This window comes from Denitrobaculum tricleocarpae (genome assembly GCF_007004665.1).
Lineage (GTDB): Bacteria > Pseudomonadota > Alphaproteobacteria > Kiloniellales > Kiloniellaceae > Denitrobaculum > Denitrobaculum tricleocarpae.
In genome coordinates this window covers 564,067-582,455 of record NZ_ML660052.1, presented here as the reverse complement: position 1 = coordinate 582,455, position 18,389 = coordinate 564,067, and the positions used below count along the sequence as shown (strand labels likewise).

13 protein-coding genes are annotated in these 18,389 nt (G+C 60.1%); 9 read left to right on the top strand and 4 right to left on the bottom strand.

Going from position 1 to position 18,389, the window contains the following annotated elements; genetic code table 11:
* The first annotated feature begins 167 nt into the window (after window positions 1–167).
* Complete coding sequence (locus FKG95_RS02630) at window positions 168–1,529, top strand: 8-oxoguanine deaminase (RefSeq protein ID WP_142894742.1); 1,362 nt, start codon at window positions 168–170, stop codon at window positions 1,527–1,529.
* Between the two features lie 22 nt (window positions 1,530–1,551).
* On the opposite strand, the gene FKG95_RS02625 is transcribed toward FKG95_RS02630, so the two are convergent.
* Window positions 1,552–2,709 carry a PQQ-dependent sugar dehydrogenase gene (locus tag FKG95_RS02625; RefSeq protein ID WP_142894741.1) on the bottom strand — a complete coding sequence of 386 codons (1,158 nt, stop codon included), beginning with the start codon at window positions 2,707–2,709 and terminating at the stop codon, window positions 1,552–1,554.
* A 124-nt stretch (window positions 2,710–2,833) separates the two neighbouring features.
* Window positions 2,834–3,082: a hypothetical protein gene (locus FKG95_RS02620; RefSeq protein ID WP_142894740.1), complete on the bottom strand. Its 249-nt coding sequence runs from the start codon at window positions 3,080–3,082 to the stop codon at window positions 2,834–2,836.
* A 324-nt stretch (window positions 3,083–3,406) separates the two neighbouring features.
* Here FKG95_RS02620 and FKG95_RS02615 point away from each other — a divergent pair, with 324 nt between their 5' ends.
* The 5 genes from FKG95_RS02615 to FKG95_RS02595 all read left to right on the top strand — a co-directional run bounded on the left by FKG95_RS02615 (window position 3,407) and on the right by FKG95_RS02595 (window position 10,465).
* On the top strand, window positions 3,407–4,774 hold the full coding sequence (locus FKG95_RS02615) for a cation:proton antiporter (protein WP_142894739.1): 1,368 nt from the start codon (window positions 3,407–3,409) through the stop codon (window positions 4,772–4,774).
* A 74-nt stretch (window positions 4,775–4,848) separates the two neighbouring features.
* On the top strand, window positions 4,849–6,678 hold the full coding sequence (locus tag FKG95_RS02610; RefSeq protein WP_142894738.1) for a tetratricopeptide repeat protein: 1,830 nt from the start codon (window positions 4,849–4,851) through the stop codon (window positions 6,676–6,678).
* A gap of 160 nt (window positions 6,679–6,838) precedes the next feature.
* On the top strand, window positions 6,839–8,668 hold the full coding sequence (locus tag FKG95_RS02605) for a tetratricopeptide repeat protein (RefSeq protein ID WP_142894737.1): 1,830 nt from the start codon (window positions 6,839–6,841) through the stop codon (window positions 8,666–8,668).
* 6 nt (window positions 8,669–8,674) lie between these two features.
* A complete protein-coding gene (locus FKG95_RS02600) occupies window positions 8,675–9,316 on the top strand; it encodes a ribonuclease HII (RefSeq protein WP_142894736.1) in 642 nt (213 codons plus the stop codon).
* A 51-nt stretch (window positions 9,317–9,367) separates the two neighbouring features.
* Complete coding sequence (locus FKG95_RS02595) at window positions 9,368–10,465, top strand: site-specific DNA-methyltransferase (protein WP_142894735.1); 1,098 nt, start codon at window positions 9,368–9,370, stop codon at window positions 10,463–10,465.
* 253 nt (window positions 10,466–10,718) lie between these two features.
* Here FKG95_RS02595 and FKG95_RS02590 read toward each other — a convergent pair whose 3' ends face one another.
* Together FKG95_RS02590 and mutY are read right to left on the bottom strand one after the other, a co-directional pair.
* Window positions 10,719–11,513 (bottom strand): DUF2189 domain-containing protein, encoded by a 795-nt coding sequence (locus FKG95_RS02590; RefSeq protein WP_142894734.1) that lies wholly within the window; start codon window positions 11,511–11,513, stop codon window positions 10,719–10,721.
* Between the two features lie 362 nt (window positions 11,514–11,875).
* Window positions 11,876–12,967 carry an A/G-specific adenine glycosylase gene (mutY, locus tag FKG95_RS02585; protein ID WP_142895183.1) on the bottom strand — a complete coding sequence of 364 codons (1,092 nt, stop codon included), beginning with the start codon at window positions 12,965–12,967 and terminating at the stop codon, window positions 11,876–11,878.
* A 167-nt stretch (window positions 12,968–13,134) separates the two neighbouring features.
* On the opposite strand from mutY, the gene FKG95_RS02580 reads away from it, so the two are divergent.
* The 3 genes from FKG95_RS02580 to smc all read left to right on the top strand — a co-directional run bounded on the left by FKG95_RS02580 (window position 13,135) and on the right by smc (window position 18,293).
* Window positions 13,135–13,677: a DUF721 domain-containing protein gene (locus tag FKG95_RS02580; protein ID WP_142894733.1), complete on the top strand. Its 543-nt coding sequence runs from the start codon at window positions 13,135–13,137 to the stop codon at window positions 13,675–13,677.
* A 453-nt stretch (window positions 13,678–14,130) separates the two neighbouring features.
* Window positions 14,131–14,751, top strand: coding sequence for a DsbA family protein (locus FKG95_RS02575; RefSeq protein WP_142894732.1), 621 nt, complete (start codon window positions 14,131–14,133; stop codon window positions 14,749–14,751).
* A gap of 77 nt (window positions 14,752–14,828) precedes the next feature.
* Window positions 14,829–18,293 (top strand): chromosome segregation protein SMC, encoded by a 3,465-nt coding sequence (gene smc, locus FKG95_RS02570; RefSeq protein WP_246116661.1) that lies wholly within the window; start codon window positions 14,829–14,831, stop codon window positions 18,291–18,293.
* The last annotated feature ends 96 nt before the right edge of the window (window positions 18,294–18,389 follow it).

Genomic DNA, 18,389 nt, shown 5'->3' with positions numbered 1-18,389 from the left:
ATTCACTTCATTGAATTTCAGATTCAACGGGACACTATCTCATTGAATCTAGTGTGATTCAGTCTCTAAAATTCGCCGCACATTATGCGGCGAACTTCAGAAACATCACACTAGAGACTTTGCGGCGCACACCGGGTGTTCGGCAAGTCCTACAAAGACAGCATGATATGGCGACACTTCTTGCACGCAACGCAGCTCTCCTGGCCACTTTCGGCCCCGACAAGCGTGAAATAAGAGACGGCGGGCTTTTCATCAGAGATGGCGTTATCGAAGCTGTCGGTCCCACGGCTGAGCTTCCCGAAACCGCCGAGCGCGTGATCGATCTGCGCGGTCATGTCGTGCTGCCCGGTTTGATCAACACGCACCACCACCTCTATCAGAGCCTCACACGCGTTGTTCCGGCGGCGCAGGATGCCCTGCTCTTCGATTGGCTGAAGACGCTTTACCCGCTCTGGGGCCGCCTGACGCCATCGGCGCTCAAAACCGCGACGAAAACCGGGATCGCTGAATTGCTTCTCTCGGGCTGCACGACGACCAGCGATCATCTCTATCTCTTTCCCAATGGCACCCGGCTCGACGACAGCATCGAAGCCGCCCTGGAAACCGGCATCCGCTTCCATGCCACCCGTGGCAGCATGAGCATCGGCGAGTCCGAGGGCGGGCTTCCACCGGATTTCCTGGTTGAGGAGGAAGCCGACATCCTGCGGGACTGCCAGCGCGTCGTCGAGAGCTACCACGACCCGGCGGACTATGCGCGGATTCAGGTCGCTCTGGCCCCCTGCTCGCCCTTTTCCGTAAGCCGAGACCTGATGCGCGAAACCGCGGTCATGGCGCGCAGCTACGGTGTCAGGCTTCATACCCACCTGGCCGAAAACGCCCAGGATATCGTCTACTCCGAAGAGACCTTTGGCCAAAGACCGGGCGCCTATGCCGAAGAACTGGGCTGGGTCGGCGAAGACGTCTGGCATGCCCACTGCGTCCAGTTGGACGAGGGCGAGATCCAGCTCTTCGCCAGGACCGGCACAGCGGTCGCCCATTGCCCCTGCTCGAATATGCGTCTGGGTTCCGGCATAGCACCGCTTCGCCGCATGCTCGACAGCGGCATAGCCGTCGGTCTGGGTGTCGACGGTTCAGCGTCCAATGACGGTGCCGATCTGCTCGGCGAGGCACGGCAGGCCATGCTGCTGCAGCGGGTGCGCGAAGGCGCTGCAGGCATGTCCGCGCGCGAAGCCCTGAGCATCGCGACCAGAGGTGGCGCGCGGGCGCTCGGCCGGAAGGACCTGGGAGCACTTGCGCCGGGGATGGCAGGTGACTTTGCCGCCTTTTCCACCGAAACCGCCGTCATGGCGGGTGCCGGCAGCGATCCTCTGGCCGCGCTGGTGTTCTGCGGTCCGCACCGCGCGCGCTACACCGTCGTTGGCGGAGATGTGCTGGTCGATCAGGGAGAGATTACCAGCGTCGACCTGCCGCAGCTCTTAAGCGATCACAGGGCCGCTGCGGCAGATATCCTGCGGGACGAGGCCCGGTAACAGGCAGCTGGCAAACCGGCGCTTACGATACGGGCTCCAGACGAATCAGCGATCCTTCGGAATCGTCAATCAGCAGATAGAGCAGGCCGTCCGGTCCCTGGCGCACATCGCGCACCCGCTCATCGTAATCGACCAGCAGCTGCTCCTGGTGCACGACGCGCTCTCCGACCAGCTCCATGCGGATCAGGGCCCGTGCGGAGAGGCCGCCGACAAAGAGGTTACCCTCCCATTCCGGAAAGGCTTCGCCGTCGTAGAAGGCCAGTCCCGAGGGCGAAATCGACGGCACCCAGTAGGTGACGGGTTGCGCCATTCCCGACTTGCTTGTGCCCTCGCCGATCGAAAAGCCGGCGTAGCTGCGTCCGTAAGTGATAACCGGCCAACCAAAGTTCGTGCCGGCTTCGACCAGGTTCAACTCATCGCCGCCGCGCGGACCATGCTCGACCGTCCAGATCCGGTTGGTGCCGGGCTGTAACGCCATTCCCTGAGGGTTACGGTGTCCCCAGGAATAGATCTCCGGGTGGGCGTCGGCATTGTCTTTGAAGGGGTTATCGTCCGGCACTTCGCCATCCGCGGTCACGCGGATCACCTTACCGGCATGGTCCTTCAAATCCTGGGCCCGGTCCGGATCTCCCCGGTCTCCCGAGGTGATGTAGAGCATACCATCCGCGCCAAACATCAGGCGCGACCCGAAGTGCCGGCCGCCCCCCGACTTGGCCTCAACGGCAAAAATCTGTTCCACGTCGGTTAAGGCGTCACCCTCCAGACGCCCTCTGACCACTTCCGTTCCGGCACCACCTTCACCCGCACCCGAATAGGACAGATAGATCAGTTGGTTGCTTTCGAAGTCGGGATGGAGCACGACATCGAGCATCCCGCCCTGGCCGCTCTCGACGACTTCGGGGACACCGGAAACCGGTTTCGGTGCTTCACCCTCACGAACGATATTCAGGCGTCCCGGACGTTCGGTGACCAGCATCGTGCCATCGGGCAGAAACGCCAATCCCCAGGGATGCTCGAGATTGTCTGCAAGGGTGACGATCCGAAAGTCATGTTCTTCACTCTTGATGACGTCTGCGGAGGCCCGATCGGTCAGAAGCGCCGCTCCTGCAACCAGTGCGCCGGATGTAAAAACCGCTGAAAGCACCTTGATGGAACGCGTATTTGCTAAAGCTAGCCGCATAGATAGAGCCCCTCTTGCACCTTTGAGTTAACCGGACCGCCTGAGGTTTTCGATATAGGAACGAAGCCCTTCAAAAACCAGCAAGGCTTCGGCCGGAAGATGATTTCCACCAGGCGGAGCCGCGTCACTCTTCCGGAATTCCATCAAGGCGGAACTCCCACCATCCCAGCAAGCACTCCCCAAAATCCGGGCTCACAATACCGTCCAACAGGAAATAGGCACTGATACGCGACTGAACAACCAGAAGAGGCAGGTCCGAGGACTTGAGCATGTCGGCCTCGATCCAGTCGCAGGGGTCGAAACTCTCGTAGCGCAAAAAGGTGGCGCCAGCCGCGACAACAGCCAGACCGATGACGACAACAAGATACTTCATTCCTGCATCTTTCCAACATCACTCAAGAAAACGGCACATGTCTGCCGCATCGCAGCCGCAATGACCGCGCGCCCGATGGCCAGTGCCAGACTGCGCCGGGCGTCATCGTCTATTTTAGCGTCAAAGACAAATGATTAGGGTCTTTGTCATACATTTGATGGAGAATACACAGTCTTGACTCTTTCCATCGCCCAACTTCGGGCTCTCTCGGTTCGCATGTACAGGCATCATAAATCAGGGCAAGGTTTTATGTGTTTCCCCGGTTTGAAGCCATCTGCCGTCAAATTGATTCCAAATAAAAAGCTCATGTTCTAGACTCCGATCATGCAGGACCACGTCGGCGACATCACCGGAATTGCGATCGTAGCCGTCGCGGCGCTGGCTTGTGGCATCGGCATGCGACGGCTCGGCCAACCTGCGGTGCTTGGCTACATTCTGGCCGGCGCAATCCTTGGCCCCTCAGTCATTGGCGTCGTGGAAAACCGTGATGCGATCCGGACTCTCGCCGAGCTCGGGGTACTGACCCTGCTGTTTGCGATTGGAATGGAGCTCTCGCTGCGCGGCATTCGCGAGGTGTGGAAGGTCGCGCTGATCACAACCCTCCTGCAGATCGCCGTCGGCCTGGGGGGCATGTTCGCGCTGGGTTCATTCCTGGGATGGTCGTATGAGCTGAGCATCGTCATCGGCTTCGTTGTGGCCCTCTCGAGCACCGCAGTCGCGGTGAAGATGCTGGAGGAGATCGGCGAGCTGCGCACGCGGGTCGGGCAGGTTACGATCGGTATTCTGGTCGCCCAGGATCTCGCGGTGGTGCCGATGATGCTGATCGTCGGATCTTTCGGGGGCGAGGACGGCATTGGACTTGATGCGATCGCCAAGGTCGTTCTCTCGATCGCGTTCCTCGCCTTGCTGATCGTGTATCTCAGCCGCCGGCAGCGCTTGCGTCTGCCCTTTGTCAAATCAATCGGCGGCGATGCCGACCTCACACCCCTGGCCAGCCTGGCGTTCTGTTTCGGAACCGCGGCGGTTTCGGGTCTGATGGGACTGTCGCCGGCTTACGGCGCCTTCCTGGCGGGTCTCGTCATCGGCAACTCGACCAGCCGCAGAACCCTGCATCGCCATACCGCGCCGATCCAGAGCATCCTGCTGATGGTGTTCTTTCTCTCGATTGGGCTTCTGATCGACTTCAGGTATCTGATCGACAACATCGGAACCGTGCTGCTGATCGTCACCTTTGTCGCGATCTTCAAAACCGCGTTCAATATCCTTCTGATCGGGTTCCTGGGCGAAAACTGGCCGCGCGCGTTTCTATCAGGCGCGATCCTGGCCCAACTGGGCGAATTCTCCTTTATTCTTGCCGCGATCGGCCTGCGGTCCGGCGCACTGAGCGACGAAGATCACCGCCTCATTGTCGCGGTCACCGTGGTCTCGCTGCTCGGCAGCCCCTTTTGGCTCGAAACCGCGCGGCGCTTGCATCGCATTACCCTGCTCGGCATTACTTCCGGCCGCGAGACCGTTCGCCTGACCTACGGCAAAGAGCTGCTCGCGCTTTTTAAGTCGACCCGGCGGGCTGAGCACGCGATGATCAATCTGGCCAGCAGCGCAAGGCGTTGGGTCCGGGACATCACTCCAAAGCGCGAGCGCAGCCGCGGAGTCCGGAGCTCGGAAGATCAGGACAAACCCCCAAGCGCGTAGACGCGGCCAGGCATCCATTCAGAGCGTAAAAAGAAGCTTCTACAGGACAATGAAAGCAAAGACGGAAGAACTCTGTGGCTGAAAGCAATCATCGGCAAGACCAACTGAACTCAGCCATGTCCTCGCACCGCAGCGGGAACCTGAAGGTCGCCCTTGAGGGCTACAAGCGGTATCTCGAAGCAGCACCGAATCATCTGGAAATCTGCAGCCTCGCCGCCGAAGCGGCCTTCGGGCTGAAGGACTTCGAGCAGGCCGCCGAGTTGCTTGGGCGTATTGCCAAAGCACAGCCGACCAATCCGCAAGCCCACTTCAATCTGGGTGTCTCGCTCAAGGAGAGCGGCCAGCTTAAAATGGCGGAGAAAGCATTCCACCGTGCCCTTGGCCTAAAGCCAAGCTACAGCGCGGCTCAATTTCAACTGGCTCTCTTACTCACTGCGCAAGGGGACCGAGGGTCGGCGGTCGAAGCCTTCCGCCAAGTCATCGATTCAGATCCAGAAAATGTCGAGGCGTTGTCGAACTGCGCGGTCTTACTGAAAGAAATGGGACGCTTGAACGAATCGCTCTCATTTCATCGCCTTGCGGTCGGGAAGCGACCCGATCATCCGGGACTCAATTACAACTATGGTCTTGCCCTTGAACTCACCGAGCAGTTTGAACGCGCTGCCGCCGCGTTCCAAAAGGCAATCGATAACGACCCGAAGTTCGTCCTTGCGTTGTCCAGCCTGGGCCGCGTGATGGGACATCTGGGCCGTCACAAGGATTCTGTCGAGTGTTATCGAAAAGGCCTGGGTCTCTCTCCATCATCCGGGAACCTGAAATCGCAACTGGGTGTCGCCTTGCACGCAGCAGGTTCGTTTGAAGACGCGATTGACGCCCATCGGGACGCTATTGCGCTTGACCCGGCCTCGGTCGATTACCTTTGCGCTTACGGCTATACACTGACCGCGGCTCAGCACCACGAAGACGCCATTAAGATTTTTGATAGAGCGCTTCACCTAAAACCTGACCACCATGAAGCTTATTCCAGAAAAGCTCTGGCGCTCGAAGCTCTTGGCCGCGGCAAGGAAATCATTACCGATCTCCGCTCTGCCGTCGCGAAACATCCCGACATCGTAAATCTGCGTCTAAGCCTGGCTCGGACGCAACTCCATACCGGCGATGCCGCAGGCGCACTGGAAACATGTGATGACTGCCTTGCGAAACAGCCTGCTTCGACAGCAGCCCTGGCCTTTCGGTCCCAGGCTTTGAGAGAGCTGGGACGGGTCGAGGAGGCGAATGCACTCACCGACCTGGATGCGCTGATACTTCCCGTAAAAACGTCACACCCGGCAGGCTTTCAAACGATGGAAGCCTTCAACGCCGCATTGATATCGCACATCCTCAAGCACCCCACGCTCCTGAAGGATCCGCCCGGCCACGCTACAAAAGGCGGTCTGCATACGGGAGAACTCCTGATTGAGCCGAAAGGCCCATTCGATGACTTCGAGAAAACAATCAATGCCGCTGTTGTGCGCTATAAACAACAGTTGCGGCACTCGGCCGATCACCCCTTTGTGGCTCATCAACCCAAACGTTGGACTCTCAATGTCTGGTCAGTCGTCCTGGAAGCGGGCGGACATCAGGTTCCTCACATACACAGGGGCGCGTGGCTGAGCGGTGTTTACTACGCGAAGGTTCCTGAAGTGGTCCGACGCTCGGGAAACAGCCGCGCAGGTTGGATCGAATTCGGTCAACCACCAGAAAAACTGAACCCCACCGCGCCCCCCGAACTGCGTGAGATATGTCCGGAAGAAGGCTTAATGGTCCTGTTCCCGGCCTACTTTTATCATCGCACTGTTCCATTCGACGCGGATGGCACGCGGATCAGTATCGCGTTTGACATCGTGCCCTTCGGCGAGAGCTGAATCGCCATGCCGGATTTTTCGCTGATGCAAGAACTTGCCGTGGCGTTCGGGGCTCGGAAGATCAGGACAGACCTCCGCGGGCGCAACTGCTGGTGGATTTCGAAACGTCACGTTAACGAAAACCCCGTTAAGGTAATGAAAGCAAAGACGGAAGAACTCTGTGGCTGAAAGCAATCATCGGCAAGACCAACTGAACTCAGCCATGTCCTCGCACCGCAGCGGGAACCTGAAGGTCGCCCTTGAGGGCTACAAGCGGTATCTCGAAGCAGCACCGAATCATCTGGAAATCTGCAGCCTCGCCGCCGAAGCGGCCTTTGGGCTTAAGGACTTCGAGCAGGCCGCTGAGCTGCTTGGGCGCATTGCCAAAGCACAGCCCACCAATCCGCAGGCCCACTTCAACCACGGCGTTGCCTGTCAGGAAATCGGTAATTTCAGTGCTGCTGGTGCTGCCTTCGGTCGGGCGATTGCGATCCGGCCCGACTACGCCGCAGCGCAGTTTCAGCTTGGGGTTACGCTGTCGCAACTCAATCAGCACAATCTGGCCGTGGACGCCTATCGGCGTGCGATCGAGTTGCAGCCGAGCAATGTCGAGGCCCTGTCGAACTGCGCCGTTGCCCTGAAGGACTTGAGGCGTTTCAACGAATCCCTCGCGCTCTATCGCCGGGCGATCGCCTTGCAGCCGAGTCACGCCGGCCTGAACTACAACTTCGGCCTTGCACTGGAGAATACGGAGCGCATCGAACAGGCGGTCGCCGCCTTCCGGAAAGCAACCGATATCAATCCGAACCTGACCCTTGCTCACTCAAGCCTGGCCCGTTGCATGAGCCGGCTCGGGCAGCACGAAGAGGCGGTCATCCATTACCGCAGGGCACTCACCCTCAAGCCGGACTCAGAGGAACTGGAGTCAAGACTGGGCCTGGCGCTCCATGCGACCGGCGCTTTTGAAGAAGCCATCGAGATCCACAATCGGGCCATCGAAAGATCACCCCAGTCCGAAATCTGTTTTTGCGCGCTCGGCGAAACGCTGACGGCCTGTGGACGCCACGAAGAAGCCATCAATGCCTTTGACCGGGCGCTCGAACTTAAGCCGGATTACCACGAGGCCATCGCAAAGAAGGGCCTGGCCCTCGAGGAACTGGGGCGTTCAACCGAAATCGTCGCGGACCTGAAGCTGGCCCTGGCAAAGCAGCCGGACTCCGCCGATCTCGCCATGAGCCTCGCCCGTTCCTTACTGCAAAGCGGCGATGCGCAGGGCGCGATCGATGTCTGCGACCGCTGTCTGACGCGTCATCCCGGATTAACGACCGCGCTTGCCTATCGGGCTCTGGCACTCAGGGAGATCGACAAGATCGTCGCTGCACGGTCCCTCGTGGACCTGGAGAACTTCATCCAACCGCTGTCCATTAAAAAACCGAACAACTTTCAAAGCATCGCCGCATTCAACGAAGCTCTCGCCCGCCACATCCTGTCGCACCCGACACTCATGCAGGATCCGCCGGGACACGCGACCAAATCCGGGCGCCATACGGGCGAATTGCTGATCGATCCCAAGGGCCCCATTGCCGACCTGGCGGAGGCGATTAACGCAGCCGTCCGGAGCTATATGCAACAGCACCCGAAAGTTCCGGACCACCCGTTCCTGGCCCGCCAGCCCAAGAACTGGACCCTCAATATCTGGTCGGTCGTGCTGGAAGCCCAGGGGCATCAGATCCCTCACATTCATCCGGCGGCCTGGTTGAGCGGTGTCTACTATGTTCAGATTCCCGAGATTGTCGCGCGCTCCGGAAACAAACACGCCGGTTGGATAGAGTTCGGCCAACCTTCCGCAAACCTGAACTGCGCCGCCACGCCGGACTTACGCTACATTCAGCCGGAAGAAGGCTTAATGGTCCTGTTCCCGGCCTACTTTTACCATCGCACCGTGCCATTCGATGCGGATGGAACGCGGATCAGTATCGCCTTTGATATCCTGCCCTTCGGCGAGAGTTAGATCGCCATGCCGGATTTCTCGCTGGAGCAGGAACTCGCCGAAGACCTGCGCGACCTGCTGAAGGAGCCAAGGATTGTCGGTGTCGATGAAGTGGGCCGGGGCCCCTGGGCCGGCCCCGTCGTTGCCGCCGCGGTTTGGCTGGATCAGGATGCCCTGCCGGATAGTCTGTCGGGACGTCTCGACGATTCCAAGAAGCTCTCCAAACATGCCCGCGAGGACATCTGCGGGCAGCTGCAGGCGCTGGCCTCCGAAGACAAAGCCATACTTGCGCTGGGGCAGGCGGAGGTCGCGGAAATCGACAGTCTCAACATTCTGAAGGCCAGCCTGCTCGCCATGACCCGTGCCGTCGCGCGGCTGCCCTTTATACCGGATGCGGCGCTGATTGACGGCAACAAACTGCCCGAACTGCCCTGCCCCGGCCGGCCCGTGATCAAGGGTGACGGACGCAGTCTGAGCATTGCCGCGGCGTCGATCATCGCGAAAGTTTCGCGCGACGGCCAGATGGCGGCACTGGCACAAAGCCATCCCGGCTACGGCTGGGAACGCAACCAGGGCTATGGCACGGCCGAGCATCGCGCGGGGATCGCGCAACTGGGAATCACGGCCGCTCATCGGCGCTCTTTTCGACCAATTCGTGAAGCAGAGTAATTAACACTCTGAGACTCAAGACTCTTGACGCGGAGTCTCCGGTGACTCAGGATGCGTTTTTTCGCAAGGGGAACTGGTCGGGTGGAACTGGACGTCGTAAAAGTCGGTGATTGCGTGAAGCTCATGAACGACCTGCCGGAAGGCTCGGTCGACATGATATTTGCCGATCCGCCCTACAACCTTCAGCTTGCCGGCGACCTGGTACGTCCCGATCACTCAAAGGTCGACGCCGTCGACGACGACTGGGACAAGTTCGACAGCTTCAAGATCTATGACCGTTTCACCCGCGAGTGGCTGCGCGCCGCGCGCCGGATCCTCAAGGACAACGGCACGCTTTGGGTCATCGGCAGTTATCACAACATTTTTCGCGTCGGCACCAGCCTGCAGGACCTGGACTACTGGATCCTCAACGACGTGATCTGGCGCAAATCCAATCCCATGCCCAATTTCCGGGGCCGGCGCTTTACCAACGCTCATGAAACCATGATCTGGGCCGTAAAGGACAAGGACGCGCGCTACACCTTCAACTACGAAGCCATGAAGGCCCTGAACGACGACCTTCAGATGCGCAGTGACTGGCTGATACCGATCTGTACCGGGCACGAGCGCCTGCGGGACGACGAGGGTGAGAAAGCACATCCGACGCAAAAGCCGGAAGCGCTGCTGCACCGCATTATTCTCTCGTCCACGAAACCCGGCGAGGTCGTCCTCGATCCCTTCTTCGGCAGCGGCACGACCGGTGCGGTCGCACGCCGTCTTGGCCGTCATTTCATCGGCCTGGAGCGCGAAGACACCTATGCCCGCCTGGCCCGCAAACGCGTGTCCAAGGTCAAACCCGTCGATGACGTGAACCTGGTCGACACGCCTTCCAAGCGCGAGCAGCCCCGCATTCCCTTCGGCTGGCTGGTCGAGCGCGGTTTGCTGGAGCCCGGCACAATGCTTTACGGACCCGGCAGACGCTTCAATGCGAAGGTCCGCGCGGACGGCACCCTGATCACACGGGATTTCAAAGGCTCGATCCACCAGGTCGGTGCCCACGTTCAAGGCGCGCCCGCGTGTAATGGCTGGCAATTCTGGAACATCAACGTCGAGGGTAAACTCATGCCCATCGACGTCTTGCGCCAAAAGCTCCGCTCGGAAATGAACTGAGCCAAACCTCGCCGAGAGACCGAGCCTAGAGCGCGTCATGTTTTAACGGAAACACTCAGTGTTTTCGCTAAAATATGTGAACCCGCTCTACATCTTATAGTCAGAGCAGATTCACCGGTACGATGCATCGCCGGAGGCGATTCCATCTAAACCGGATCTGCTCTAGCGCGTCAGTGAACCCGGACCTGCCAAGAAACAGCCCTGGATGAAGCGGGCCTGGATGAAGCGGGCTTCGATGCGGAGTGCTTGGGTCTCAGGCCATCACGACTTTGCGGTAAAGACGCCAGGTCGCATGCCCGAGTACGGGCATCACCACGGCTAGCCCCACGAAAAACGGAATGGAACCGAGGACCAGAGCCCCGGCAACGATCATGCCCCAAACAGCCATTGTCACCGGGTTGGCGGCAACAGCCCGCACCGACGTGCGGATCGCAACCCCTGCCCCGACGTCCCGATCGAGCAGCAACGGGAAAGAGACCACGCTGATCGCGAGAACCAGCACGGCAAAAAGAAATCCGACACCACAGCCTACAAGAATCAGTGTCCAGCCCGCTGGTGTCGTAAAGACCTGAGTGGCGAACTCACCGATCGACGACGGCGTCACGGCACCAAAGGTCAGTTCATAAATAGCCAGGGCCGCAGCAAGCCAGATCAGAAAGATCACCATTAAAAGTGCACCAAGGGCCACAATTGAGCCAATGGACGGGGAATGGCGAATCTCGAAGGCACTTTTCCAGGAGACCTCGAGACCCTTTTCCCTGCGGCGGCTGAGCTCGTACAGGCCGATCGCCGCAAGGGGCCCGATCAGCGCGAAACCCGAGACCAGCGGAAAAATCAACGGCAGGACATCATAGCCCGCAGCAAGCCGGGCCGAGAGCAACCCAACGATCGGGTAGATCAGTGCAAGCATGAGGATGTGGCTCGGCTTTTCCTTAAAGTCGCTGAGACCCTTGACCAGGACTTCCTTCAGATCCGCAACTTCAACAGTCCGAACAACGGGAATGTCTGGGACTGCCTCCCGATCCGGCACCGTAGCTGTTTTGGCCATATTGATCGCTCCTGAACCTCGAACCATGAGATTGGGAGCCCGGTTCACGCAATTGCCCCGGTTCGGACAAAAACGACCGGGTTCCGGGTTCAAACGGGAACGGCGATGGTGCGCTGCAGGGATGCGGCCGGTTCGACCGCCGGTCAGAGAGGAGCAACCACGCGGGTTGCTGATCAGAGAAGGGTGGCGGTCAGATCGGCCATTCGCGAGCGGCCGCTCTCCGCAAATTGACCTCTATACTACGGCAAAGGTCGAAATTTGTCACTTCACCTGTCGTTCAGAGAGCCCAGGCAGAGAGCCCAGGCAGAGTGCACAGACAGAGAGCCCAAGGACATAGACTTCAGATTTTCCGGACGGATCGTTTACGCCGTCAGCTTCAGGGCGTGCTTGACGATCTTGCGCATAACACTGGGCAGCGCTTCCTCCGCCAAGCCATCTATCGATACCCACTTGCTGTCGTTCAGAGCCTCAGAGTCTCTGCCGACCCGGCCCGCCCAGACATCAATCTCAAAATGAAAATGCGTGAAGGTGTGCCGCACCATGCCAGGCAGCTCACGCCACTCCGTTGGGTAAGGCAGATGGCTCATGACCTCGCCTTCGCTCCAGGCTTCCTCACGCCAGGGAGTCGATGGGATTTCCATCATCCCACCCAAAAGTCCTTTGGGCGCGCGGCGGCGCAGCAGGATGCTGCCGTCGGGACGTTGTACCCAGAAGGCAATGGCCCGGCGGGTCGGACGCTCAGGCTTTGGTGCCTTGCGCGGCAGGGTTTCCGCAATCCCCTGGGCGCGGGCCATACAAGGCTCGGACAAGGGGCAGAGCATACATTTTGGCGACTTGGGCACGCAAACCGTCGCCCCCAGATCCATCATCGCCTGTGCGAAATCCCCGGGCCTTTCGTTCGGCGTCAACGAAGCCGTGCAGCGCTTTATCTCAGGTTTCACGCCGGGCAACGGATCGCTCAGGGCAAAGAGCCGGGAAACGACCCGTTCGATATTGCCATCGACCACCGTCGCGGGCCGGTCAAAGGCGATCGCTGCAATCGCCGCGGCCGTGTAGGGGCCGACACCGGGCAACTCCAGGAGCCCTTCCTCGGTGTCGGGAAAGATGCCGCCAAGCTCGTCCGCAACGAAGCAGGCACACCTGTGAAGATTGCGGGCCCTGGCGTAGTAGCCCAATCCGGCCCAGGCGGTGAGCACGTCGTCCAGACTCGCCGCGGCCAGGTCCTCCACGCGGGGCCAGGTCTCGGTGAAATTCATGAAATAGGGCGCCACCGCGGCCACGGTGGTCTGCTGCAACATGATTTCACTGAGCCAAACCCTGTAGGGGTCCGCCAACCACCCTTTGGTTTCAGAATCGCCCGCTTGGCTCTTTCCGGCGCTGTTGGGCGGCACACGCCACGGCAGCTCGCGCGCATGCCGGTCATACCAACGCAGCAGCGCCTGCGCCAAAGTCATCTCTACCTGCCCGATTGTCTTATCCACCCTGTCTCATGCCGCGAGGCATTGATATGCGATCGCTTGTGGTCATTGCCAACGCGGCCACTATACTGAGGGGCGGCGGGATGAAAACACCCCTGCTCCCCCAAAACGCAGAGCAAGCAACAGAGCTGTAGAGACACGGGATGACCGCTTCGCGAGGCAAAGACAGTAAAAAGGCGGATGCAAAGCGGGCGGTCACGCGCGCAAAACGCCGTGGCGGCAGTCCAAAGGCGCTGGCACAGGCGCTTCCGGCGATTACTAAACGCATCCTGGGCAAACGCGGCCTCGCCGAAGGCAGCCTGATCAGCGATTGGAGTTCCATTGTCGGCGAAGAGGTTGCGCGCCGCTGTATCCCAAAGCAACTGGCTTTCAAGCGCAGCAGCGAGCGGCGCGAAGGCACTCTGACCCTGCGGGTTGAGAGTGGATTCGCAACGGAACTGGTTTATCTCGAGCAACAGCTTCTTGAGCGGATCAACGCCCATTTTGGGTACCGGGCCGTCGCCAAGCTGAAACTTCTCCAGGGTCCGGTCATCGACCCGACACAGCGGACGCGAAGCCCCCTAAGGCCCCTCGCGCCGTCGGATAAAACGGCCCTGGAAGCGAAACTCGCCGATGTGGAAGACGAAGACCTGAGAAAGGCGCTCTCAGACCTGGGTGCAGCCGTTTTCAGCCGGCCCAAATCCTAGTGTGGTGGATTGAGAAACTGAGATGATCCTGATCGCTATCTGGATTGTTCTCGGCAGGAAAGAGTGCGAAAGCGGGCCCGTGAGCCCGGTGAGAGCGCTTGACGCCTCGAAATCGCTCCAGATAGCGGCCTTTCAGGCGATAAGCTCCCACGTTCTGGAACGGCGTCATGCCGCCGGTCACGATGCTTAAGTATCGCTCAGCTTCTAACTCCATACCAGAAAACGAAATCTTACCCTCAGGACCGTCTCACTTTTCGAGTGCGTGACCTAAACACTCTGGTCGTTCTCCAGATTTAGTGATAGGGAGGCTCATATCTCTGCTGGACAGATGACCTCTGAACGCCCAAATACCGCCATATTGCAGCGTTCGACTACGGCGGAGATGTCCGAGAAGAGGACGCTTGTCGAATCGGATGAGCGTCACTAGCATACACAACATATGGTGGATGAGTAATGAATAGACGGAAGATACTGACGACAACGGCCGCTGTGTCGGCACTGGCCGTGGGCAGCTCTTTAGGACTTCGGATCCCCTCGGCGAAGGCGGACGAGGTACCGCTGTACGACGACGATCGCTTTGTCGGCTCTCCGGATGCCCCGATTACAATCATCGAGTATGCGTCGCTGACCTGCCCGCATTGCGCATCCTTTCATGCAAACACCTATCCCGAACTGAAAAAGCAGTGGATCGACACCGGCAGAGCGAAGCTGGTTTTCCGCCACTTCCCGCTCGACGGCCTTGGCTTACGCGCCGCCGCAGTCAGCAACTGCCTGGAAGGGGACAGGCATTTCGGTTTCATCGAAATCCTGATGAAATCCATGCAACAGTGGGCGCGCGCCGCCGATCCGACCAAGGCGTTGGCACAGATTTCGGCGCTGGCCGGCATCAATCAGGAACAGTTTGAAAAGTGCTTCAACGATGAAGCCGAAATGGACAAAATTCTGGCGCGCCGTGCGGAAGCCAACACCGAGTACGATGTCAATTCGACTCCAAGCTTCCTGGTGAACGGCCGCCTCGTAACGGGTGCCCTGGATTTCACGGCATTTAACAGACTATTGGAAGATGAGGCCTGAGTTTTAAGGCCTGGGAACGTGCGGGCGGGCCAACCGGTTCGTGCCGCACGACTTAAATTCGGGGGAATATTCCGGGCGTGGTGCAATTTAAGAAGCTCCACCTGAGCGGTTTCAAATCGTTTGTCGATCCGACCGATCTGCTGATCGAGCGCGGTATGACCGGAGTCGTCGGCCCGAATGGCTGCGGCAAGTCGAATCTCGTCGAAGCGCTGCGCTGGGTCATGGGCGAAACCTCGGCCAAGAAAATGCGCGGCAGCGAGATGGATGACGTCATCTTCGCCGGCAGCTCGACCCGCCCCGCCCGCAACGTTGCCGAAGTCTCGCTGCACCTGGACAACCGGGAGCGCAAAGCCCCCGCCATGTTCAACGACAGTGATGAGCTGGAGGTCATCCGGCGCATCACCCGCGGCGGCGGGTCCAATTACCGGGTCAACGGCAAAGACGTCAGAGCCCGCGACGTGCAGCTTCTCTTTGCCGACGCCTCGAGCGGCGCCCATTCGACGGCGTTGGTCAGTCAGGGCCGGATCGGCGAAATCATCAACGCCAAGCCGACCAATCGCCGGGCGATCCTCGAAGAAGCGGCGGGTATTACCGGCCTGCACTCCCGGCGGCATGAGGCGGAGCTTCGGCTACGCGCGGCGGAAACCAATCTGGAACGCCTCGACGATGTGATCGTTACCCTTGAAGCCCAGCTCGCGAGCCTGAAAAAGCAAGCGCGCCAGGCCTCACGCTACCGAAACATCGCCGATCATATCCGGCGCAACGAAGCCATACTTTTCCACCTGGATGCCAAATCGTCGCGTCAGGAGGTCGAGGACAGCATGGCCAAGCTGCGTGCCTGCGAGCTTTCGGTCGGTCATGCCACGCAAAATGCCGCGGCCCGCTCCAGCGCACAGGTGGATGTCGTCGCGGCGATGCCGAAGCTGCGGCAGGATGAAGCAGAGGCCGCTGCGGCCCTGCAAAGGCTTCTGGTCGACCGCGAAAACCTGGACCGCGAGGTCAATCAGGCTAAAAATGCAAAGGCCGAGGCCGAGCAGCGCCTGGAGCAGATCAAGCAGGACCGGGAACGGGCCGCATCGCTCGACCGCGACGCCGCCAACGCCCAGGAACGCCTGGAGCAGGAGCGCGGCGAGCTGATCGCGGCGGCAGAAGGCGAAAAGGATGCCCATGAAGCCGCTGAGCAACAGCGTCAGCTGGCCAGCGAAAAGGTTACCCTCAGCGAACAGGAACTGGGCGATCTCTCGCAGCGGGTGGCCGGTGACGAAGCGAATGCAAATGCCCTGAGGCGTAACATCGCCGATCTGACCGGCCGCCATGAGCGCCTGAAACAGCAGGCCGAAAGCATCGCGAAACAGCGCGACAGCATGCAGGCCGTGCGGGAAGCGGACACCGAACTGGGTATCGCCGAAGCCACTCTTGCGGAGGCCGAGGAGCATATGAAGGCCTGCCGGGCGGAAGCCGAGGCCTGCGAGCAGCGGCTTGTTGCCGCCAGAGCCGCAGAGTCCGCCGCCCGTGAAGACTACCAAACCCAGGAGAATATCCGCACCAAACTGGATGCGGAGATCGCCGCGCTCTCGGCGGTCCTTTCGGTGGACGACGACGAAAACCGGGTGCCGGTTGTCGATAAGGTCTCGGTGGCGACCGGCTTCGAGAAAGCCTTTGGCGCATCCCTGGGCGACGATCTGGCAGCTTCGACCGATCAGGATGCCGCGGTTCACTGGGCGCAATTGCCGCCCCTCAGCGGAGGGCCTGAGCTCCCGGCGGGAATCGCCTCCTTGCTGGCCAAGGTGACCAACCCCGGCCCCCTTGCGCGCCGCCTCACACAGATCGGTATCGTGAAAGATGCCGCTGAGGGGCTGAAACGGCAGCAGGAACTGGCCGTCGGCCAACGTCTTGTGACGGCAGAAGGCGATCTCTGGCGCTGGGATGGATTGATCATAAAGGCGGACGCCCCCAGTGCGGCAGCCGTGCGTCTCGAACAGCGGAACCGTCTGAGCGAGCTCAAGTCCAAATACGACGCGGCGGCGCAGGCGAGCGAGACGGCCAAGGTCACGCGCGACGAGACCCGGACGGCACTGGAACAGCAACAGGGCAGTGAGCGCGAAGCCCGCAGGGCCATGAACGCGTCTTTTAACAGCGTGAACCAGGCGCGGACCCGGCAGGCCGATCTGGCGAAGAAATCAGCCACCATCACCTCTAGGCTCGCAGCTCTGGAAGAATCCGCGGAGCGTCTGGAGACCGATCTCAAGGAAGCCGCCGAGGCGCTGGCAGCGGCTCAAAAGGACCAGGCTGAATTGCCGGATCTGGAGTCCGAACGTGCCCGGCTCTCCGGACTGCGCGCCGATCTTGCGGAGAAGCGCAGCCACCTCGCCGCGCAGCATTCACAGGTTGAGCGTCTTCTGCGGGAAGCTGAAGCAAGAGCTCAGCGGCGGCTTTCGATCGAAAACGAGAAGAAGACCTGGATTCGCAGGGCTGAAGAATCAGGCGTACACATCGCCGATCTCGATCAGCGCCAGCAGCGCGCCCAGCAGGAAATCGAAGTCTGGGCCGCCAAGCCTGTCGAGCTGGAGGGTAAACGCGATGCCCTGATAAACCTGATCGAACAGGCGGAAGAAAAGCGCAAGGTCGCCGCAGATGCCCTGGCCAAAGGCGAAACCCGTCAGGCCGAGGCCGACCGGGCACTGAAAGAAGCGGAACAGGCGCTGGCAGCCGCAAGAGAAGACCGCGTGCGCGCCGAATCGGCCGTTTCTCAGGCAAATCTGGGCCTGGAGACCATCACGGAGCGTGTCCGGGAGCGGCTGGGCTGCGGGCTGAACGAGGTGCTGGAGATCGCAGAACTCGACCCGAGCCAGGATTTGCCGGCCCGCAATGACATCGAGACCAAACTCGAACGCCTGAGCCGGGAGCGCGAAAACATAGGCCCCGTCAATCTGCGCGCCGAAGCCGAGGCCAAGGAGCTGGACGAGCAGATCACCGGGATGCAGAACGAGAAAAACGATCTGATTTCAGCGATTTCGCGTCTGCGCCAGGGTATTGCCAGTCTCAACAAAGAAGGACGCGAACGCCTGCTTGCGGCCTTTGAGGTCGTCGATGCCCACTTCTCGGAACTCTTTGTCCGTTTGTTCGGCGGTGGACGGGCGCACCTGAAACTGACCGAGGCGGAGGACCCGCTGCAGGCCGGTCTGGAGATTATGGCGAGCCCTCCGGGTAAGCGGCTACAGGTCATGTCGCTGCTTTCGGGTGGTGAGCAGGCTCTGACCGCGCTCTCTCTTCTCTTTGCGGTTTTCCTGACCAACCCGGCGCCGATCTGTGTTCTCGACGAGGTCGACGCCCCGCTCGATGACGCTAACGTGGACCGTTTTTGCTCGTTGGTTGAAGAACTTACCCAGAATTCTTCTACCCGCTTCCTGGTCATCTCCCATCACCGCATGACCATGGCCCGTGTCGACCGCCTGTTCGGGGTCACAATGAGTGAGCGGGGAATCAGCCAGCTGGTTTCGGTGGATCTGGAAGCTGCCGAAGGCATCCGCGAGACCGCCTAAAGGGCCATCTCCAAACACACAATATCTTTGTAATTCAACGTCTTAATCCCTTAGGGATTCATCCTTGACAGCCCCCAAGAGCACCCCGTATGTTTC